The sequence below is a fragment of the Kineococcus glutinatus genome, from assembly GCF_039542765.1.
In the GTDB taxonomy this organism is placed as follows: Bacteria; Actinomycetota; Actinomycetes; order Actinomycetales; family Kineococcaceae; genus Kineococcus_A; species Kineococcus_A glutinatus.
Genome location: NZ_BAABIL010000740.1, coordinates 1 through 2,443, shown reverse-complemented (window position 1 = coordinate 2,443; position 2,443 = coordinate 1). Strand labels below are relative to the sequence as shown.

Sequence of the window (2,443 nt, the reverse complement as noted above, 5' to 3'; positions counted from 1 at the left end):
CCACGGCCAGGCTCCAGCGCAGCGCCACCAGCCGGGCCGCGTCGCGGCGCGCGGCCGGTGGCCCGCCGGCGGCGGCGCGCCCGACGACCGAGGCGTGGTCGAGCACGCTCACCGGCTCGTCGCGCGACTTCGACGTGGGCACCACGCGGTAGCGGCCCACGGTCGTGCCGGTGTAGCGGAACGGGTGCTCCCGCCCCAGCCGCAGCCACAGGTCGAAGTCCTCCGTGGTGCGGACCGCCGCGCGGAACCCGCCCGCCGCGCGCGTCGCCGCCGTCGACACCAGGGTCATGCCGCCGGGCACGAAGTTGTTCCAGCGCAGCAGGTCCCGGTGGGGGAGCGCGGGGGTCAGGTAGCGGCGGGCCACCGCGCCCTGCCACGTCTGGGCGGGGCGGCGGTACCCGGCGGGCGTCCCGTCCGCGGCCATGACCTCCAGGTCCCCGAAGTGCGCCGCGCAGCCGGGGTGGGCGGCGGCGGAGGCGGTGAGCACCTCCAGCGAGCGCGGCACGAGCTCGTCGTCGGCGGCCAGGACGAGGAACCAGTCGGTCCGCAGCACGGCGAGGGCCTGGTCCAGCCGGGCGGCCAGCCCGACGTTGGGCCCCTCGTCGAGCAGGCGCACCCGCCCGGTCTCGAAGCAGTCGGCCCCGAAGAGCTCGCGCGCCGAGGCCCGCAGGACCTGCGGGCTGTCGTCGCCGGAGGCGTCGTCGAGGAGCACCACCCGGTCGGCGGGGCGGGTCTGCGCCGCGACGCCGGCCAGGCAGCCGGGCACGAGCGCGGCCTGGCGGTAGCAGGCCACCACGACGGTGACGGTGGGCGGCTGCTCGGGCACGGTCGTCGACCCTAGCGCCGCGGGCGCGTGGTGGCGGGGAGGCCCGTCGGCCCGTCGTTAGGGTGGTCCGGCCGCGCCCTCCGGCGGGTGCGGCTCCCGACTGGAAGGCCGCTGCCCGTGCACGTCGCCGTCGTCGCCCTCGGAAAGATCGGCCTGCCGCTGGCGGTGGAGTACGCCGTCAACGGCCACTCCGTCGTCGGCGCCGACGTCGACGCCCGCGTCGTGGACCTCGTCGCCGCCGGCCGCGCCCCCTGGCAGGAGGAGGCGCACCTCGCCGAGCGCCTCGCCGACGTCGTCGCCGCCGGGCGGCTGCGCGCCACCACGGACACCGCCGCCGCCGTCGCCGCCAGCGAGGCCGTCGTCGTCGTGGTGCCCCTGGTGGTCGACGCCCACGCCCGGCCGGACTTCACGGCGATGGACGCCGCCACCCGCGCCGTCGCCGCCGGGCTGCGCCCGGGCACCCTCGTCGTCTACGAGACCACCCTGCCCGTCGGCGCCACCCGCGACCGGCTCGTGCCGCTGCTGGAGGCGGGCAGCGGCCTGCGGGCGGGGGAGGACCTGTTCGTGGCGTTCTCCCCGGAGCGGGTGCTCACCGGGCGGGTGTTCGCCGACCTGCGCCGCTACCCCAAGCTCGTCGGCGGGGTGGACGCGGCCAGCACCGCGCGGGCGGTGGCGTTCTACGAGCAGGTGCTGCGCTTCGACCCGCGCCCGGACCTGCCCCGCCCCAACGGGGTGTGGGACCTGGGCGCCGCGGAGGCCGCGGAGCTGGCCAAGCTCGCCGAGACGACGTACCGGGACGTCAACATCGCCCTGGCCAACCAGTTCGCCCTCTACGCGCAGTCCCTGGGCATCGACTTCCCCGCGGTCGCGGAGGCGTGCAACTCCCAGCCGTACAGCCACCTGCACCGGGCGGGCATCGCCGTGGGCGGGCACTGCATCCCCGTCTACCCCCAGCTGTACCTGGCCGGGGACCCCGGCGCCGACGTGGTGCGCACCGCCCGCGCCGCCAACGCCCGGATGCCCGCGGCGGCGGTGGCGCTGCTGGCCCAGGAGCTGGCCGCCGCCGGGCGGGAGCCGGCCGGTGCGCGGGTGCTCGTGCTGGGCGCCGCCTACCGCGGCGGGGTGAAGGAGACGGCCTTCTCCGGGGTGTTCCCGCTGGTGGCGGAGCTGCGGGCCCGGGGCGCGCTGGCGCTGGTGTCCGACCCGCTGTACAGCGCCGCGGAGCTGGCCGCCCTGGGGCTGGAACCCCACGACGGTGGCGGCGTCGACGCGGTCGTGGTGCAGGCCGACCACGCCGCGTACGCGGAGCTGTCCGCGGCGGACGTGCCCGGGGCGGTGGTGCTGCTGGACGGGCGCGACGTCACCGACCCGGCGCGCTGGGCGGGGGTGCGCCGCGTCGTCCTCGGCCGCGGCAGCACGGGCTCGCGGGCCGCGGCGCCCGCCTGAGCCGCCGGTGACCTGGCTGGAGGCGGTGCCGCACGTCCTGCTCGTCGCGGTGGTGCTCGTGCTGACCGGCGCCCTCGTCGTGCGCTGCCTGGGCCAGCGCGGCCTGGCCGTCCTGGCGGCCGCGCCGGCGGTGTCGGTGCTGCTGGTGGGCGCCGCGGCCCTCGCCGCGCC

2 protein-coding genes are annotated in these 2,443 nt (G+C 78.5%); one reads left to right on the top strand and one right to left on the bottom strand.

Annotation, left to right across the window (positions count from 1 at the left end):
• Positions 1 to 826, bottom strand: an 826-nt coding sequence (locus ABEB16_RS20825; protein WP_345714094.1) for a glycosyltransferase family 2 protein, incomplete at its 3' end; no start/stop codon positions are given.
• A 117-nt stretch (positions 827 to 943) separates the two neighbouring features.
• On the opposite strand from ABEB16_RS20825, the gene ABEB16_RS20820 reads away from it, so the two are divergent.
• A complete protein-coding gene (locus tag ABEB16_RS20820) occupies positions 944 to 2,272 on the top strand; it encodes a nucleotide sugar dehydrogenase (protein WP_345714095.1) in 1,329 nt (442 codons plus the stop codon).
• The last annotated feature ends 171 nt before the right edge of the window (positions 2,273 to 2,443 follow it).